This window comes from Paraburkholderia sp. GAS42, assembly GCF_050436565.1.
Taxonomy (GTDB): domain Bacteria; phylum Pseudomonadota; class Gammaproteobacteria; order Burkholderiales; family Burkholderiaceae; genus Paraburkholderia.
This window is the reverse complement of the sequence record NZ_JBNDML010000020.1, coordinates 1-16,273: the sequence shown is the minus strand read 5'-3', so window position 1 is coordinate 16,273 and position 16,273 is coordinate 1. Positions and strand designations below refer to the sequence as shown.

At 62.2% G+C, this 16,273-nt stretch carries 16 protein-coding genes; 6 read left to right on the top strand and 10 right to left on the bottom strand.

Features of this window, described 5'->3' with window-relative positions; translation table 11 throughout:
- Positions 1–58 precede the first annotated feature (58 nt).
- The 3 genes from P3T16_RS26015 (at position 59) to P3T16_RS26005 (ending at position 4,225) form a co-directional block, all read left to right on the top strand.
- Positions 59–1,906 (top strand): PhoH family protein, encoded by a 1,848-nt coding sequence (locus tag P3T16_RS26015; RefSeq protein WP_429344464.1) that lies wholly within the window; start codon positions 59–61, stop codon positions 1,904–1,906.
- A 201-nt stretch (positions 1,907–2,107) separates the two neighbouring features.
- Positions 2,108–3,319, top strand: coding sequence for an NlpC/P60 family protein (locus tag P3T16_RS26010; RefSeq protein WP_429344463.1), 1,212 nt, complete (start codon positions 2,108–2,110; stop codon positions 3,317–3,319).
- A gap of 99 nt (positions 3,320–3,418) precedes the next feature.
- On the top strand, positions 3,419–4,225 hold the full coding sequence (locus tag P3T16_RS26005) for an SDR family NAD(P)-dependent oxidoreductase (protein WP_429344462.1): 807 nt from the start codon (positions 3,419–3,421) through the stop codon (positions 4,223–4,225).
- Positions 4,226–4,256: 31 nt separating this feature from the next.
- Here P3T16_RS26005 and P3T16_RS26000 read toward each other — a convergent pair whose 3' ends face one another.
- From P3T16_RS26000 to P3T16_RS25955, 10 genes are all read right to left on the bottom strand, one after another.
- The gene (locus P3T16_RS26000; protein WP_429344461.1) at positions 4,257–5,267 is read right to left on the bottom strand and encodes an inorganic phosphate transporter; all 1,011 of its coding nucleotides are present in this window, start codon (positions 5,265–5,267) and stop codon (positions 4,257–4,259) included.
- A 1-nt stretch (position 5,268) separates the two neighbouring features.
- Positions 5,269–5,895 (bottom strand): DUF47 domain-containing protein, encoded by a 627-nt coding sequence (locus tag P3T16_RS25995; RefSeq protein WP_429344460.1) that lies wholly within the window; start codon positions 5,893–5,895, stop codon positions 5,269–5,271.
- 117 nt (positions 5,896–6,012) lie between these two features.
- Positions 6,013–7,398: a replicative DNA helicase gene (locus P3T16_RS25990; protein WP_429256492.1), complete on the bottom strand. Its 1,386-nt coding sequence runs from the start codon at positions 7,396–7,398 to the stop codon at positions 6,013–6,015.
- Positions 7,399–7,559: 161 nt separating this feature from the next.
- Positions 7,560–8,012, bottom strand: coding sequence for a 50S ribosomal protein L9 (gene rplI / locus P3T16_RS25985; protein ID WP_429256493.1), 453 nt, complete (start codon positions 8,010–8,012; stop codon positions 7,560–7,562).
- Positions 8,013–8,039: 27 nt separating this feature from the next.
- Positions 8,040–8,315, bottom strand: a complete 276-nt coding sequence (gene rpsR / locus P3T16_RS25980) for a 30S ribosomal protein S18 (protein ID WP_074264854.1) — start codon at positions 8,313–8,315, stop codon at positions 8,040–8,042.
- A 2-nt stretch (positions 8,316–8,317) separates the two neighbouring features.
- On the bottom strand, positions 8,318–8,617 hold the full coding sequence (gene priB / locus P3T16_RS25975) for a primosomal replication protein N (RefSeq protein WP_228974515.1): 300 nt from the start codon (positions 8,615–8,617) through the stop codon (positions 8,318–8,320).
- 43 nt (positions 8,618–8,660) lie between these two features.
- Entirely contained in the window at positions 8,661–9,035 is a 375-nt protein-coding gene (rpsF, locus tag P3T16_RS25970; RefSeq protein WP_137958266.1) for a 30S ribosomal protein S6, read from the bottom strand.
- A gap of 301 nt (positions 9,036–9,336) precedes the next feature.
- Positions 9,337–10,200 carry an anti-sigma factor family protein gene (locus P3T16_RS25965; RefSeq protein WP_429344459.1) on the bottom strand — a complete coding sequence of 288 codons (864 nt, stop codon included), beginning with the start codon at positions 10,198–10,200 and terminating at the stop codon, positions 9,337–9,339.
- Complete coding sequence (locus tag P3T16_RS25960; protein WP_429344458.1) at positions 10,190–10,936, bottom strand: RNA polymerase sigma factor; 747 nt, start codon at positions 10,934–10,936, stop codon at positions 10,190–10,192. The genes P3T16_RS25965 and P3T16_RS25960 overlap by 11 nt, the downstream gene beginning before the upstream one ends.
- A 163-nt stretch (positions 10,937–11,099) precedes the next feature.
- Positions 11,100–12,011 (bottom strand): LysR family transcriptional regulator, encoded by a 912-nt coding sequence (locus tag P3T16_RS25955; RefSeq protein WP_429256496.1) that lies wholly within the window; start codon positions 12,009–12,011, stop codon positions 11,100–11,102.
- Between the two features lie 262 nt (positions 12,012–12,273).
- On the opposite strand from P3T16_RS25955, the gene gcl reads away from it, so the two are divergent.
- The 3 genes from gcl to P3T16_RS25940 are packed head-to-tail and all read left to right on the top strand — an operon-like array spanning position 12,274 to position 15,870.
- The gene (gene gcl, locus P3T16_RS25950; RefSeq protein WP_429344457.1) at positions 12,274–14,049 is read left to right on the top strand and encodes a glyoxylate carboligase; all 1,776 of its coding nucleotides are present in this window, start codon (positions 12,274–12,276) and stop codon (positions 14,047–14,049) included.
- 45 nt (positions 14,050–14,094) lie between these two features.
- Complete coding sequence (gene hyi / locus P3T16_RS25945; RefSeq protein ID WP_429256498.1) at positions 14,095–14,904, top strand: hydroxypyruvate isomerase; 810 nt, start codon at positions 14,095–14,097, stop codon at positions 14,902–14,904.
- A 57-nt stretch (positions 14,905–14,961) separates the two neighbouring features.
- A complete protein-coding gene (locus P3T16_RS25940) occupies positions 14,962–15,870 on the top strand; it encodes a 2-hydroxy-3-oxopropionate reductase (RefSeq protein ID WP_429344456.1) in 909 nt (302 codons plus the stop codon).
- The last annotated feature ends 403 nt before the right edge of the window (positions 15,871–16,273 follow it).

Sequence of the window (16,273 nt, the reverse complement as noted above, 5' to 3'; positions counted from 1 at the left end):
GCACGGCAGGATGCGACAGGCGACGCACGATATGTGACCCGCTTTTTCGAGGGAAACCATGCCTTTGCCTACCGCACCCAGCAAGCTCGGCAATCTCCTGCCGCCTGACGAATACAAGGCGAAAGCCACGACTGCGGCAAAATCCGCCCGCAAACAGGCACACGAAGGAGAGCCGGCACAGACGGCCGCGCAGCCCACCGATTACGGCCGCGCCCATGTCGCCACGCCAATGACGCACGCGGCCAACGCCGCCACGACGCTGCGCCCTGTTCCGGCGTCGTCCGCTGCCGCCGCGCCGGCTGAAGCACCCGCGCCCGGACGTGGCCGCAAGCAGAAACAGACCGCCGCGTTGCTGCAGCCGGTGCCGTCCGCGCGCGCCGAGCCAGCGCAACCCGCGACACAGCCTGTTGTGGCCCGCGCGGGCAAGCAGGCGGATGCCGCGACGCCCGCCGCAGCCGCGCCGACTACCCGCGGCACGGCGAAAAGCCGCGGCCGCAAAACGGATGAAATCGAAGTCCGCAAGCTGTTCGTGCTCGACACGAATGTGCTGATGCACGATCCGAGCTGCCTGTTCCGTTTCGAGGAACACGACGTCTATCTGCCGATGATGACGTTGGAAGAACTCGACAACCACAAGAAAGGTATGTCGGAAGTCGCGCGTAACGCGCGCCAGGTGAGCCGGACGCTCGACGCGCTCGTCGCCAACGCAGGCGCAATGTCGGAAGGTATTTCGCTTTCCCGCCTTGGCAGTCGCGAGGCCGCTGGCCGGCTGTACTTCCAGACGAAACTGACGCACATCGAGCCCGTTGAAGGCCTGCCGCAAGGTAAGGCGGACAACCAGATTCTCGGCGTTGTGCGTGCGTTGCAGCGTGATCGCGAGGATCGCCAGGTCGTGCTGGTGTCGAAAGACATCAACATGCGGATCAAGGCGCACGCGCTCGGCCTGCCTGCGGAAGATTATTTCAACGACCAGGTTCTCGAAGACAGCGACCTGCTCTATTCCGGTATTCGCGCGCTGCCGCAGGACTTCTGGACGAAGCACGCGAAGGGCATGGAAAGCTGGCAGGACACGAAGACCGGGACCACGTACTACCGTGTGACCGGTCCGCTGTGTGCGTCGATGCTCGTCAACGAATTCGTCTACCTTGAGCCGCAGAACGGCGAGCCGGCGTTCCACGCGCTCGTTCGCGAGCTGAACGGCAAGACGGCGCTGCTGCAGACGCTGCGCGACTACGGCCATCACAAGAACAACGTGTGGGGCATCACGGCGCGCAACCGCGAGCAGAATTTCGCGCTCAACCTGCTGATGAATCCGGAGATCGATTTCGTCACGCTGCTCGGGCAGGCTGGTACCGGCAAGACGCTCGTCGCGCTGGCGGCCGGGCTTGCGCAGGTGCTGGACGACAAGCGCTATAACGAGATCATCGTGACGCGGGCGACGGTGCCGGTCGGCGAAGACATCGGATTTCTGCCGGGCACGGAAGAAGAAAAGATGCAGCCGTGGATGGGCGCTTTCGACGACAACCTCGAAGTGCTCCAGAAAACCGACGACGCCGCCGGCGAATGGGGCCGCGCCGCGACGCAGGAACTGATCCGCTCGCGCCTGAAGGTGAAGAGCATGAACTTCATGCGCGGCCGGACGTTCGTGGACAAGTATCTGATCATCGACGAGGCGCAAAACCTGACGCCGAAACAGATAAAGACGCTGGTCACGCGCGCGGGTCCGGGTACCAAGATCATCTGTCTCGGCAACATTGCGCAGATCGATACGCCTTACCTGACGGAAGGGAGTTCGGGCCTGACGTACGTGGTCGACCGCTTCAAGGGCTGGGCGCACAGCGGGCACGTGACGCTGGCGCGAGGTGAACGTTCACGGCTGGCGGATTACGCGTCCGAGATTCTGTAGGTCCAGGTTCTTCTGGTTGGTCTGGAAGCCGCGCCGGTTAGATCCGACGCGGCTTTTTTCATGGCTTCGCGTTTCGCGAAGGCAACACTTAGCGCGTTAACTTCAAGTAAATTATCAGGTTTTGTTGCCCAGTCCTCTTCAGACGGGCTACCATCGGCACATCTTCGCCTTAAGCGGACGCTTACGCTCGTCCGCGTCGCCATGCGCCGACTCGGGTTTTCGCTGCTGATCGTGCTGTTGCTCGCTGCCTGCTCCGGCGCGCCGCAGAAGACTACGCGCGGCCCCGCCGGGTCCTCCACATCGACCGCCGGCGCTTATCGCACAACCCCGCCCGGTTTCCCCAACTTCATCGACCATACGGTAGGACGGGAAGAAATCTCAATTCAGGCGATGAGCCTCGTCGGCGTCCCGTATCGCTGGGGCGGCAATACGCCGGATAGCGGCTTCGACTGCAGCGGGCTGGTGCGGTACGTGGTTTCGCGAGCCGCTTCCGTGGACCTGCCGCGCACGACAGCCGACATGAGCGGCCGCGGCGAATCGATCGAACCTGACGAAATCGCAACCGGCGACCTGATTTTCTTCAACACGACCGGACGACCGCACTCGCACGTCGGCATTTACGTCGGCAAGCTCCGCTTTGTGAATGCCCCTTCGACCGGTGGCACCGTGCGACTCGACTATCTGACAAATCCGTACTGGGCGAAGCGGTTCGACGGCATACGCCGGGTTGCGCCGCCGGGTGCGAAGCCCGCGCCGTTCGATACGCCGACTTATCAGGCATCGGTTGCGCCAGGGTCTGACGGCTCGTCTCCTGCGCAGGCGGGCTCCCGGCCGGCCGCCCAGTCTGCGTACGGCGCCGCCGGTGCGGGCGTTTCGTCCGCGCAGCCGTCTATGCGCGTCGTAGCCAGTGCGCCGCGTACGATGTCGCCGGGCGCGTCTACCGCGCCTTCGCCTGCCGCGCTTGCCACCGTTCCGGCCTCTCCGGGTGCGGCATCTCCCGATCCGTTCGAGCCACCGCCTCCCGGCATGACCGCTGCACAGATACAGGCGCAGGGCGCTGGTGCGACGACTCCGCTCGTCGTATCCGGCGCGCGGACCCAGTCGGACTCGGGTGTGCCCGCTTTAGCCCAAACCGCCGTTTCTCCGTCATCGCAATCGCCTTCGACCGCAACCGCCCGCGTGCCCGACGCCATCGACGCCGCAGCCGATGCCTTCGAACCGCCGCCGCCCGCTGCGGTCGCAGCGCGTCAGGCACAGCAGGCGCAACAAGCCCAGCAGATACAACAAACGCCGCCATCCGATGGCGATAGCGGCGTACGGATCATGCGCGCATCGACCGCCTCTCGCCCCCTTCCCGCTCCCACTCAAACCGGAGATGACCCAATCGCCCGTTTCGCTAACGGCAGTTTCTGACTTTCGCTCTGCTCAGTCCATATGCCGTTCGGCCGACTCGCCGGAGGTCCGAGGCTCTGCTATCGTTGCCCATATTCTCCTGACGGCGGGTGACAAACGATGGATCTCGGTCTGAAAGACAAAGTAGTGTTGATCACGGGCGGCAGCAAAGGCATCGGGCTCGCCTGTGCACGCGCATTTGCCACTGAAGGCGCGAAAGTCGCGATCGTATCCCGCGACCCTGCAAATCTCGCCCGTGCCCGCGAGCAACTGGCGAAAGAAGGTCTGCATGTTCACCTGACGCGAGCGGATCTGCACGAGCCGCACAGTGCTGCGGATGTCGTCGAGGAAGCCAGCCAGGCCATGGGCCCCATCGATATCCTGATCAACAGCGCTGGCGCCGCGAAACGCTACGATCCGGAGTCGCTCGACGCGGCCGCGTTCAAGGCAACGATGGACGCCAAATATTTTCCGTACATCTATCCCCAGCAGGAAGTGCTACGCCGGATGGTTGAACGCGTAAAGGCGGGAGGAGGATCGGAGCCCGGCACGATCGTGAACGTGATTGGAATGGGCGGGAAGATCGCCAGCGACATTCACATCGCTGGGGGCGCAGCGAACGCGGCACTGATGCTGGCCACGGTCGGGCTCGCGCACTACTACGCGCGCTACGGTATCCGGATCAACGCAATCAACCCGGGCGCAACGCTGACCGAGCGGGTCGAGGAAGCCCTGAAACTGGAAGCCGACCAGCAGGGTATCGGCACTGAAGAAGCGCTCTCGCGTGGACAGGCGAAGGTGCCGCTCGGGCGCTACGCAAAGCCGGAAGAAATCGCCGACGTCGTCCTCTTCCTCGCCAGCCGCCGCGCGAGTTACGTAACGGGTGCGATCATCCCCATGGACGGCGGAAGCGCGCCGCTGATCTGAAGCGATGCGGCGCGCGACCAGTCTGACAGTCTTACATCAGACGGTGACCGACCCACCATCCGGCCGCAGCGAGCGCCGCCGATGCCGGGATCGTGAGAACCCAGGCCCAGACGATGTTGCCGGCCACGCCCCAGCGCACGGCGCTCAGCTTTCGCGTTGCACCAACGCCGACAATCGCGCCGGTGATCGTGTGTGTGGTCGATACCGGAATGCCGAGCCAGGAAGCGATGAACAGCGTGATCGCGCCGCCCGTCTCAGCGCAAAAACCACCGACCGGCTTGAGCTTCGTGATCTTCTGGCCCATCGTACGGACGATCCGCCAGCCGCCGAACAGGGTGCCAAGGCCCATCGAAAGATAGCAGCCGCCGATCACCCAGATCGGCGGAGCATCGGCTGTTGCCGACGCGTAGCCGGTCGCGATGAGGAGCATCCAGATGATGCCGATGGTTTTCTGCGCGTCATTGCCGCCGTGACCGAGGCTGTACAGTCCAGCCGACACCAGCTGCAGCCGCCGGAAACGCCGGTCGACCTTGCTTGGCGGCGTACGGAAATAGAGCCACGACACCGCCAGCATGAAGAACGATCCAAGCACAAAGCCCAGCAGCGGCGAGATGAAAATGAACGCGACCGTTTTCAGGAGGCCGTCGAAATTGAGCGCCCCCCACCCCGACTTCGCCAGCGCCGCACCGACGAGACCACCGATCAGCGCATGCGACGAACTCGACGGAATACCGTAGTACCACGTGACGACATTCCAGCCGATCGCACCGACAAGCGCGCCGAATATGACGTAGTGGTCAACGATGTCCGGGTCGATCGTGCCCTTGCCGACCGTCTGCGCGACCTTCAGGTGAAAGATGAAATACGCGATGACGTTAAAAGCTGCCGCGAAAGCTACCGCCTGTTGCGGCTTCAGAACACCAGTCGATACGACGGTCGCAATCGAATTCGCGGCGTCGTGAAAACCGTTCATGAAGTCGAATACAAGGGCGACAGCGACGAGGGCGACGACTATCCATATAGCGAGTTGAATCGATTGCATCTCAGGCGTTTTCCAGCACGATGCCTTCGATGATGTTCGCCACATCCTCGCATTTGTCCGTGATCGTCTCGAGCAGTTCGTAGATTGCCTTGAGCTTGATCAGCGTCTTCACGTTGTCTTCCTCGCGGAAGAGCTTCGACATCGCGGAACGCAGTACGCGGTCCGCTTCCGATTCGAGACGGTCGATGTCCTCGCACGCCTTCAGTATCTGGCTCGCCTGCTTCATGTCGGATAGCAGACTGACCGCGAACTGCACACGCTCCGACGCGGCCGTGCAGATATGCGCCAGCTGGCTCGCTTCGGAGGTCACCGCCTGCACGTCATAGAGCGAAATGGCGGTAGCGACGTCCTCCATCAGGTCGAGGATGTCGTCCATCGTCGTGATCAGCTTGTGGATCTCGTCGCGGTCGAGCGGCGTGATAAAGGTCTTGTGCAGCAGGTCGATAGCTTCGTGCGTCAGCTTGTCGGCGGCCTTTTCGGCGGACTGCACGTTCTGCTTGTGGATCTCGGCGTCCGACAGGTTGTCGATCAGCAGCTCGAGTTCGCGGCTTGCCGAGATAATGCAACTGGCGTGCGCGTTGAAAATTTCAAAGAACTTGCCCTCGGTGGGCATGAATCGACCGAACATTGGGATCCCGGAAATTAGTCACGGTTGTGGCTGTCATAAAACCGCAATATTGTACCGTCGCGACCGGGATGTCGCACTTGTGACAGCGTGGTTACAACAGATCAGCCAGATACGGCTTTACTCGCCGTAGAAGTTCTGCGCGCCGGCAAAATTGTCGAACTTCGTAAATTGACCGTGGAACGTGAGCCGAACCGGACCGATCGGGCCGTTACGCTGTTTGCCGATGATGATTTCGGCCGTGCCCTTGTCCTGGCTGTCCGGGTTATAGACTTCGTCGCGGTAGATGAAGAGAATCACGTCCGCGTCCTGCTCAATAGCGCCGGATTCACGCAGGTCCGACATGATCGGGCGCTTGTTGGGACGTTGTTCGAGGCCGCGATTCAGCTGCGACAACGCGATCACCGGGACATCGAGTTCCTTGGCCAGACTCTTCAGCGAACGGGAAATTTCAGAAATTTCGGTCGCCCGGTTCTCACCCGATGACGAACCGCTCATCAGCTGCAGGTAGTCGATGATGATGAGGCCAAGTTTGCCGCACTGACGCGACAGGCGTCGCGCGCGTGAGCGCAGTTCCATTGGGTTCAGACCGCCGGTTTCATCAATGAAGATTTGCGCTTCGCTCATCTTCTGCACGGCGTGCGTCAGTTTCGGCCAGTCTTCGTCGGTCAGGCGGCCGGTTCGCATCCGGTGCTGGTCGAGCCTGCCGACGGAGCCGAGCATACGCATCGTCAGCTGTGTGCCCGGCATTTCCATCGAGAACACTGCAACCGGCAGGCCATACTCCACGGCGACGTATTCGCCAATGTTCATCGAGAACGCCGTCTTACCCATCGAAGGCCGCCCGGCGACGATGATCAGCTCGCCGCCGTGCATACCGGACGTCATCCGGTCAAGGTCGACGAAACCCGTCGGCGTGCCCGTGACGTCACTCGGGTTGGCCGTGTGGTACAACGTGTCGATCCGCTCGACGACCTGCGTCAGCAGCGGTCCGATTTCCAGGAAGCCCTGCGTCCCGCGCGCACCGTCTTCGGCGATCGAAAACACCTTCGATTCCGCCTCGTCCAGCAACTGGCGCACTTCCTTGCCTTGCGGATTGAACGCGTCAGCCGAAATTTCATCAGCCACCGAAACGAGGCGCCGCAACACCGCCCGATCCCGCACGATTTCCGCGTACCGGCGAATATTCGCCGCACTCGGCGTGTTCTGCGCGAGTGCATTGAGATACGCGAGGCCGCCGACGTCTTCCGCCTTCCCCGACGTCCCGAGCGCCTCGTACACCGTGATCACGTCGGCCGGACGCGTCGCCGCGATCAGCTTGCCGATGTGCTCGAATATGATCCGGTGGTCGTAGCGGTAAAAATCGCTCTGCGACAGGAAATCCGCAATGCGGTCCCACGCGGCATTGTCCAGCAGCAGGCCGCCGAGCACCGATTGCTCGGCCTCGATTGAGTGCGGCGGGACTTTCAGCGATTCGAGTTGGGGATCTTTCGACGGTGCGTTCATGGAAACGGATTATCGGGTAAATGACGGCGTCAGGAAACCAGAAATGCAGCATCGGGGACGGAAACGACGGAAACAAAAAAGCGGGAGCCGGTTACCCGGCTCCCGCCTTCTGCCAGAAACAATCTGGCAAATACTGCTCAGTACGTGGCGTGGACGTCGTCTTAGACGTGCTCGCCCAGCACCGACACCGTCACATCGACGAGAACGTCGGTGTGCAGCGAGATCTGCACCGGATGGTCGCCGACCAGCTTGAGCGGACCTTCCGGCAGACGCACTTGCGCCTTTTCAACGGCAAAGCCTTGCTTGACCAGTGCGTCAGCGATGTCAGCGTTCGTCACCGAGCCGAACAGACGGCCGTCGACGCCAGCCTTCTGGCCGATCTGAACCGTCGAGCCTGCCAGCTTTTCGCCTTGGGCTTGAGCGGCTGCCAGCTTTTCAGCGGCGATCTTTTCGAGTTCCGCGCGGCGGACTTCGAATTCAGCGATCGCTTCCTTCGTGGCACGGCGAGCGCGCTTGTTCGGGATCAGGAAGTTACGTGCGTAACCGTCCTTGACCTTGACGATATCGCCCAGGTTACCCAGGTTGACGACTTTTTCGAGAAGAATGATCTGCATTCGGATGCTCCTTGTTGCGTCGTCGGGTTAGGCCTTGTGCTGGTCGGTGTACGGCACGAGCGCGAGGAAACGCGCGCGCTTGATTGCCGTATCCAGCTGGCGTTGATAGTGCGACTTCGTACCCGTGAGACGCGCCGGCGTGATCTTGCCGTTCTCGCCGATGAAGTCCTTCAGCGTTTCGATGTCCTTGTAGTCGATCTGGTCGACACCGGCTGCCGTGAAACGGCAGAACTTCTTGCGCTTGAAGAGCGGATTTTGTTGCTGACGACGCTTGTCGAATTTCTTACCAGTCGGGCGGGGCATGTTCAGTCCTTTCCAATGTCCTGCAATTCTGTGATGTGAAACACCAGGGTTCGTGCGTTGCGGCTCTTTTTAGCCAGAAAACCGGTGAAGAGCGTTTCGACGCCCATTCCACACTTTTCCAGCCTGCCGCTCGTCTCGCCGGCGGCCACCGCCGGCATGGTCAGTTCGACTTGCCGGGTAATGCCGGCTTCGACGACTTCCGTGCGGTGAAGCAACGTACAGCTTGCAATCGGAACGCCGGCGGGGGTGTACCGCACCGGTTCGCGTTCGACGACGCTGCCTGTCAGTTGCAGCCTGTTCACGAGAGCGACGCTTTATTCCTGGTGGCTTAAATAACTAACTGTCTTAAGCCTGCGCTTCGGACGGTTGCGTAGCAGCCGCCTTCTTGGCTTCTTCGCGCTGCACTTCCTTCATCATCGGCGACGGGCCGGTTTCAGCCTTCTTCTGCTTGACGATGAGGTGACGCAGAACCGCGTCGTTGAACTTGAATGCGTGTTCCAGCTCGTCGAGCGTGGTTTGATCGCATTCGATGTTCATGCAGACGTAGTGTGCCTTCGCGAGTTTCTCGATCATGTAGGCCAGCTGGCGACGGCCCCAGTCTTCGATACGATGGATCTGACCACCGTGCGACGTGATCGTGCTCTTGTAGCGCTCGATCATGGCGGGCACCTGCTCGCTTTGATCGGGATGCACGATAAATACGATTTCGTAATGACGCATATTCACTCCTTGTGCTGACTTATGGATAGAAGCCACCCGGGCGTCGAAACCGGTGTAGCAAGTGAGAAGCCGGAGAATGTAGCACGAATGGGGTCAGCACGCAAGGCCTGACGTGGATTTCCGCATCGATTCAACCGTGTTTTCAATGGGTTATCGCGCGGGACAACGATCGCCGTCGAATCAGCCCAGAGGAGAAGCTACGGGCCGTCAATGACTGACGGCACGGTCGGGCAAGTGCGGACACCTGCGGGTGCAAACCGGCAAGAACCATCGCGGATCCAGGCGAATCCGGATAATAAACTCACTCAGACGGCTGCGGACGGGCCTTGAACGCCGCCTCCAGCGCAGTCAGCGTCTCGGGCGCGGCGTCCGTGACCGCCCACCAGATCATGCCCCCTTCGTGCCAGCGCGCAAGCGAATAGCCGTCACGAACCTGCGTCGAAGCGGACGTAGCGGTGGAACCTCCCGCGCCCCCCGGATCCGCGTCAGGAAACACATACACGTCGATGACGTGCTTGCGGTAGCGGTAGGTCAGCACTCCCACCCTCCGATGGCCGACGTAATCCAGCCGGCCGCCGGCCAGCGGGAAACCGCTCGCCGCGAGATCCACAACCGGCGGCGCATAGTCGAGCCGGCCGTTGAACCACGGCTTCACGGTGTGCTGATCCGACGAGATGACGTCGATGTCGCGTCCCGACAGCTGTGCACGGACGTGGCTCGATACCAGTTCGTCGACGAACGGGTTGGCGTCGGCGGGACGACGCAGTGTCAACGCGACGCTCGCGACGACCGCACACAACGCGATCACCAGCACGGTCAGCCAGCCCGAACCGAGCGTCCTTCCATATGCCGCGCCGCCGCCCCCACCCACCGGCAGGCGCAAACCGTCGAACCAGGGAAACCGCCAGCCACGCTTTCGCGCCCCCGCCGGCAAAGATGAAAACTCCGCCGCAGGCAGACCCGCGAGAATGCGCGAGCGCAGCGCATCCGGCGCACGATGATAGTCCGCCTGACGGATCGCACCGCTCAACGCACGCACGATGTCGGTTTCACGCTGGCACGCCGCGCAACCGGCCACATGCTGCTGTACGCGGCGCTCATCGACCGGTGGCAGCTCCCGATCGACGCTGGCATCGAGGAGCGGACGCACTTCGTTACAGTCCATCTGGCGTCTCCCGGTTTGCTCCAGCGGCCGCGGCACCCGGATCGCCGGACGACGCCCAACCCCCTTCAGACGCGCCCCGCGCGGAAGCACGCTCCGCCGAAGCGTCCGCCTGGCGGCTTCGTGCGCTATCCCGTCCGCCATCGGCATCCGGATGCCTCCGCTCGCTACCCCGCGCCTCCAGCGCGGTCAACGCCAGAGCCAGCCTTCGCCTGCCCCGTGCCAGCCGCGACATCACCGTCCCGACAGGCAGATCGGCGACGATCGCGATCTCGCGATAACTCAGTTCCTCCAGTTCACGCAAAATCAGCACCTCGCGATACTCCACCGGCAGTTTTTCGAGCGCCGCATGCACGCGCCGCGTGTCTTCCTCACGGATCAGCAGTGCCTGCGGATCGATGCTCGCCTCGCTCCAGCCGTCGAACGCGGCCTCTTCCTGCGAGTCGTCGAACCCGGCGACTTCGCGCGACGACGCCCTTCTGCGCCACTCCGTGTACCACGTGCGACGCACGATCGCGAGCAGCCATGGGCGGGCATTGTCGCCACGGAACGTATCGAAGAAACGGAATGCGCGCATATAGGCTTCCTGGACGATGTCGTCGGCATCGCTGGCATTGCCGGACAACCAGCGCGCGAGGTTGAAAGCAGCATCGAGATGCGGCAGCGCCAGTTGCTGGAAACGACGACTGCGCGCGGCTTCGTCGCCGTTTCCTGTTGCGGTTGTTTCGGTCTGGCGCACGCGGGCCCTCCTGGCTTCACGGCTGGAATACTGGTTGCACACCGAGTTTATTCCCGCACCTGCCGCATCACGGCGAAATAAATCAGGAATAAGGCCCGCGTCCGGGCTGCCCGGCTGGAACCGGGCACGCGACGACGATTTCTTCTCCGTGCAGTTCACGCGATCACACCACGCCGCTCCAGTAACCGTCGCGCGCGTACACGTCCTTCAGAAAATCGATGAAGTAGCGCACCTTCGCCGGCACGTAACGCTGCTGCGGGTACACCGCGAGAATGTCGTAGTCGGGCAGCGCGAATTCATCGAGCACGGTTTCGAGTTCGCCGCGGGCGAGTTGCTGCTGCACTTCCCACGTCGAGCGCCAGCCGAGCCCGAGCCCTTCCGACACCCAGCGATGCAGCAGTTCGCCGTCGTTGCAATCGAGCGTCCCGCCGACGCGCACCGTCGCCAGCTTGCCATTGCGCCGGAAGTACCAGCCGCGGTTCTGGCCGCCCTGCAGGTTGAACGCGAGGCAATTGTGCTGCGGCAGGTCTTCGAGCGTCTTCGGCCGGCCGTGTTTGCGGAAATACTCCGGCGTACCGCACACCACGCGCCGGTTCGTCGCGAGCTTCACCGCGACGAAATTCGGATCGACCGCGCCGCCGATGCGAATCGACAGGTCGTAACCCTCGCGCACGAGATCGACCACGCGATCCGTCAGGTTGAATGACAGCTGCAATTCCGGCTTGTCAGCCAGAAACGCGGGCGCGAGCGGCGCAACGTGCTTGCGTCCGAACGCAGCCGGCGCCGATACGATGAGATGGCCGGTCACCGCGCGCCGCCCTGCCGTCAACTCGTCTTCCGCCTGATCCCACTCCGTCAGCAACCCGCGACACCGTTCGAGAAACGCGGCGCCTTCCTCGCTGACGACAAGCCGCCGCGTCGAGCGGTACATCAGCTTCACGCCGAGCCGTTTTTCGAGCGCGTCGATACGCCGTCCGAGGATCACCGGCGACACGCCCTCTTCCAGCGCCGCCGCCGCAAGACTACCCGCGTCAGCGACGCGCACGAAGGTTTCGATCTGCTTGAAGCGGTCCATTCCTCTCTCCTGTCGACCAGAGTTGACGCTTTAGCGTCGTGCTCTGGTCCCATGCAAGATCGTTGCTGCCCTTTTTCGGCGGCGCCTGCCCCGCTTTCACGCGCCGGGGGCAAAACCCGCATTCCGTACTTTTTGTTTCGAAATAAGCGACCTGAACCGATCTTATCAAACCTTCGCGTGAAGCCTAAAGTGGATCCCAACAGCCTGCAACGGTCCGTCCGACGCAGTTCAAGAAATATTCGCAGACATCAGGAGACATTCCATGGCCAGGATGAGAGCCGTCGACGCAGCCGTACTCGTGCTCGAGAGAGAAGGTATCGATACGGCATTCGGTGTGCCGGGCGCCGCGATCAACCCGTTCTATTCGGCGATGCGCAAGGCCGGCAACATCAGCCACGTGCTGGCACGGCACGTCGAAGGCGCGTCGCACATGGCCGAGGGCTATACGCGGGCGTCGGCGGGCAACATCGGCGTGTGTATCGGCACCTCGGGCCCCGCCGGCACCGACATGATCACCGGTCTCTATTCCGCTCAGGCCGATTCGATTCCTATTCTCGCGATCACGGGCCAGGCGCCGCGTGCGCGTCTGTACAAGGAAGACTTCCAGGCCGTCGATATCGAATCGATCGCGAAGCCCGTCACGAAGTGGGCAGTCACCGTGCGCGAGCCCGCGCTCGTGCCCCGCGTCTTCCAGCAGGCATTCCATTTGATGCGCTCGGGCCGTCCGGGTCCGGTGCTGGTCGATCTGCCGATCGACGTACAGCTCGCCGAAATCGAATTCGACATCGATACGTATGAACCGCTGCCGGTCTACAAGCCCGCCGCGACGCGCAAGCAGATCGAAGCCGCGCTCACGATGCTCAACGATTCAGACAAGCCGCTGATCGTCTCCGGTGGCGGCGTGCTGAACGCAGCCGCCGAAGATCTGCTCGTCGAATTCGCAGAAACGCTCGGCGTGCCGGTGATTCCGACGCTGATGTCGTGGGGCGCGATTCCTGACGATCACCCGCTGATGGTCGGCATGGTCGGTCTGCAGACGTCGCATCGCTACGGCAACGCAACGATGCTCGCGTCCGACTTCGTGCTCGGCATCGGCAACCGCTGGGCAAACCGCCATACAGGCAGCGTCGAAGTCTATACGAAGGGCCGCAAGTTCGTGCACGTCGACATCGAGCCGACGCAGATCGGCCGCGTGTTCGGTCCGGATCTCGGCATTGTGTCGGATGCGAAGAAGGCGCTCGAACGCTTTGTTGAAGTGGCGAAGGAATGGAAGGCTGCGGGCAAGCTGAAGGATCGCAGCGCATGGGTCAAGGATTGCCAGCAACGCAAGAGCACGATGCTTCGCAAGACGCACTTCGACAACGTGCCGATGAAGCCGCAGCGCGTGTATGAAGAGATGAACCAGGTGTTCGGCCGCGACACGTGCTATGTGAGCACGATCGGTCTTTCGCAGATCGCCGGTGCGCAGTTCCTGCACGTGTACAAGGCGCGTAACTGGATCAACTGCGGCCAGGCCGGCCCGCTCGGCTGGACGATTCCGGCGGCGCTCGGTGTGCGCGCCGCTGATCCGCAACGCCCGATCGTCGCGCTCTCCGGCGACTACGACTTCCAGTTCATGATTGAAGAACTGGCCGTCGGTGCGCAGTTCAAGCTGCCGTACGTGCATGTGGTGGTGAACAACTCATACCTCGGCCTGATCCGTCAGGCACAGCGCGCGTTCGACATGGACTTCTGCGTACAGCTCGCATTCGACAACATCAACGCGCCGGAAGTGAACGGTTACGGCGTCGATCACGTCGCGGTGGCCGAAGGTCTCGGCTGCAAGGCGATCCGCGTGTTCAAGCCGGAAGAACTGAAGCCCGCGCTGGAACGTGCGCAGTCGATGCTCTCCGAGTTCAACGTCCCGGTGATCGTCGAAGTGATCCTCGAACGTGTGACCAACATTTCGATGGGCACCGAAATCGATGCGATCAACGAGTTCGAAGAGCTTGCCGAAAAGCGCGAAGACGCGCCGACCGCCATCAGCATGCTCGACTGAGCTTCTTTCGTTTAACTGACCGACCAGCCGGAATCAACTGACACCATGCCGAAATTTGCAGCCAACCTGACCATGCTGTTTAACGAAGTCCCGTTCCTCGACCGCTTCGCGGCGGCGGCGGATGCGGGCTTCAACGCAGTCGAATTTCTGTTCCCGTATCCGTACAAGGTCGAGGAGCTCGTTGAGCGTCTTCAACAGAATCGTCTCAAGCTCGTCCTGCACAACCTGCCTGCTGGCAACTGGGAAGCAGGCGAACGTGGCATCGCGTGTCTGCCGGACCGTGTCGGCGAGTTTCAGGAAGGCGTCGGCCGCGCGATCGAATATGCGAAGGCGCTGAAGGTGCCGCAACTGAACTGCCTCGTCGGCATTCCGACGGCAGGTATCGACGCGGACAAGGCGCGCTCGACCATCGTCGACAACCTGCGTTTTGCAGCAGGCGAACTGAAGAAAGAAGGGATCAGGCTGCTCGTCGAACCGTGCAACTCCTACGACATTCCGGGCTTCGCATTGAACCGTTCCTCGGAAGGTCTGGACGTGATCCGCGCCGTCGGTTCGGACAACCTGTTCCTGCAATACGACATCTATCACATGCAACGGATGGAAGGCGAACTCGCCGCGACGATCAGGAAGAATCTGCCGCAGATCGCGCACATCCAGCTCGCCGACAACCCCGGTCGCAATGAACCGGGCACCGGCGAAATCAACTATCCGTTCCTGTTCGAGCTGCTCGATTCGCTCGGCTATGAAGGCTACATCGGCTGCGAATACAAGCCGCGCACGACGACCACCGAAGGTCTCGGCTGGGTCCAGCGTATCGCCGGCCAGACGCGCGGTGCGGCACACGCCGCTGCGTGAGCGTCACGCAGCGCACCCCGCATCCGGATCCAAACCCAACATCCTGGAGACACATCAATGGCAACAGTCGGTTTCATCGGCCTCGGCATCATGGGCGCGCACATGGCGCGCAACCTCATCAAGGGCGGTCACACGCTGATCGTCAACGGCGCGTATCCGGTGCCGGACGATCTGCGCACACAAACGACCGTCGTCGAGAGCTCGACTGCTGTCGCGAAGGCCTCGGACATCATCATCTCGATGGTGCCGGACACGCCTGACGTCGCGAACGTGCTGTTCGCCGACGACGGCGTCGCGAACGGTCTCACGAAGGGCAAGCTCGTCATCGACATGAGTTCGATCTCGCCGCTCGAAACCCAGGCATTCGCAAAGAAGATCAACGCGCTCGGCTGCGACTATCTCGATGCGCCGGTCTCGGGCGGCGAAGTCGGCGCACGTGAAGCGACGCTGACCATCATGGTCGGCGGCCCGCAAAAATCGTTCGATCTCGCGAAGCCGCTGTTCGACCTGATGGGCAAGAACATCTCGCTGATCGGCGACAACGGCGCGGGCCAGACGTGCAAGGTTGCGAACCAGATCATCGTCGCGCTGAACATCGAAGCGGTTGCCGAAGCGCTGCTGTTCGCCGCACGTTCGGGCGCCGATCCGGAGCGTGTGCGCAAGGCACTGATGGGCGGCTTCGCTGCGTCGCGCATTCTCGAAGTGCATGGCGAACGCATGACGAAGCGCACGTTCGATCCGGGCTTCCGTATCGAACTGCATCAGAAGGACCTGAACCTCGCACTCGATGGCGCGCGCAAACTCGGCATCGCGCTGCCCCACACCGCGAGCGCACAGCAACTGTTCAGCGTATGCGCGGCAAACGGCGGCAAGGCGTGGGATCACTCGGCGATGGTGCGCGCGCTTGAAATCATGGCGAACTTCGAAGTCGCACAGGCGCCGGGTAACGAAGCGAAGGCGGCCTGAACGGAGTCCTTTTGACGGCCCGTTACGCATATCGACTCCAGCGCACATCGTGGAACGACGGACGCGGATACGGGTCGACAAAATACGTCACACCAGAACACAGCGGCCATGCGTTTCAAGGCTGCTGATCAGTGGGGCGCTTCGTCCGGTGCGCGGCACGCGTGACGGGTGAGGCATCGAGCCGCTCTGGGCTGAGAGCGGCCAGTGGGGTCCGCAGCGGCGCCCGGCGATGCCGGGGAAGCCTTGGTCGGTCAGACGTCGTCGTCGGGTGTCCGGCTGTCGGATTTCATGTTCCTGCATAGCTTCCTAGGGCCGGCAATCGTCCCCGGTGTTCCGGAAGAAACGCTGCTGCGCTATAACACAGGTGGCAGCGCCCTGATGACCGGAACATCACTGGTGCCCG

What these genes read in the sequence shown, in the direction of transcription:
- P3T16_RS26005 (WP_429344462.1), top strand. Translation starts at nt 3,419, where the DNA reads ATGGATCTCGGTCTGAAAGACAAAGTAGTGTTGATCACGGGCGGCAGC.
- hyi (WP_429256498.1), top strand. Translation starts at nt 14,095, where the DNA reads ATGCCGAAATTTGCAGCCAACCTGACCATGCTGTTTAACGAAGTCCCG.
- P3T16_RS26000 (WP_429344461.1), bottom strand. Translation starts at nt 5,267, where the DNA reads ATGCAATCGATTCAACTCGCTATATGGATAGTCGTCGCCCTCGTCGCT.
- P3T16_RS26015 (WP_429344464.1), top strand. Translation starts at nt 59, where the DNA reads ATGCCTTTGCCTACCGCACCCAGCAAGCTCGGCAATCTCCTGCCGCCT.
- P3T16_RS26010 (WP_429344463.1), top strand. Translation starts at nt 2,108, where the DNA reads ATGCGCCGACTCGGGTTTTCGCTGCTGATCGTGCTGTTGCTCGCTGCC.
- P3T16_RS25965 (WP_429344459.1), bottom strand. Translation starts at nt 10,200, where the DNA reads ATGGACTGTAACGAAGTGCGTCCGCTCCTCGATGCCAGCGTCGATCGG.
- rpsR (WP_074264854.1), bottom strand. Translation starts at nt 8,315, where the DNA reads ATGCCCCGCCCGACTGGTAAGAAATTCGACAAGCGTCGTCAGCAACAA.
- P3T16_RS25990 (WP_429256492.1), bottom strand. Translation starts at nt 7,398, where the DNA reads ATGAACGCACCGTCGAAAGATCCCCAACTCGAATCGCTGAAAGTCCCG.
- rpsF (WP_137958266.1), bottom strand. Translation starts at nt 9,035, where the DNA reads ATGCGTCATTACGAAATCGTATTTATCGTGCATCCCGATCAAAGCGAG.
- gcl (WP_429344457.1), top strand. Translation starts at nt 12,274, where the DNA reads ATGGCCAGGATGAGAGCCGTCGACGCAGCCGTACTCGTGCTCGAGAGA.
- P3T16_RS25955 (WP_429256496.1), bottom strand. Translation starts at nt 12,011, where the DNA reads ATGGACCGCTTCAAGCAGATCGAAACCTTCGTGCGCGTCGCTGACGCG.
- P3T16_RS25940 (WP_429344456.1), top strand. Translation starts at nt 14,962, where the DNA reads ATGGCAACAGTCGGTTTCATCGGCCTCGGCATCATGGGCGCGCACATG.
- P3T16_RS25995 (WP_429344460.1), bottom strand. Translation starts at nt 5,895, where the DNA reads ATGTTCGGTCGATTCATGCCCACCGAGGGCAAGTTCTTTGAAATTTTC.
- rplI (WP_429256493.1), bottom strand. Translation starts at nt 8,012, where the DNA reads ATGCAGATCATTCTTCTCGAAAAAGTCGTCAACCTGGGTAACCTGGGC.